We start from the raw sequence: 444 nt of genomic DNA on the forward strand, positions 1-444 counted from the left end.
AGTCCTTGCCGGCAATAATGATCAGCGGCTGTTTGCGGTTCATATAGGTTTCAATCGCTTCCCACATCCGCATCACCTCACCTTCCGGCTCTACACGTGCCTTTGAACCCTGTTTGATGCTGCCGTCAGAACGCACCACCATTTCATTAAACAGTTTCGGATTGGCAAAGGTTGCACGCTGCGCTGTCAAATGGTCACCGCGGTGTGTTGCATAAGAGTTGAAGTCTTCTTCAGGCACCCCCATTTTGTGCAGATATTCACCCGCTGCCGAATCCAGCATGATGGCATTCGATGGTGACAGATGATCCGTGGTGATGTTATCACCCAGAATTGCCAGTGGACGCATATTCGCGAGTGTACGTGGGGCAGCCAGTGCGCCTTCCCAGTAAGGCGGGCGGCGGATATAGGTACTTTGCGGACGCCAGTCATACAGCGGACTTGCTG

1 pseudogene is annotated in these 444 nt (G+C 53.2%); it reads right to left on the bottom strand.

Annotation, left to right across the window (positions count from 1 at the left end):
* Positions 1 to 444 (bottom strand): annotated as a pseudogene (locus NI467_RS14965) (Fe/S-dependent 2-methylisocitrate dehydratase AcnD); the annotation flags it as partial.

Source organism: Acinetobacter sp. S4397-1 (assembly GCF_024129285.1).
GTDB classification, from domain to species: Bacteria; Pseudomonadota; Gammaproteobacteria; order Pseudomonadales; family Moraxellaceae; genus Acinetobacter; species Acinetobacter lwoffii_C.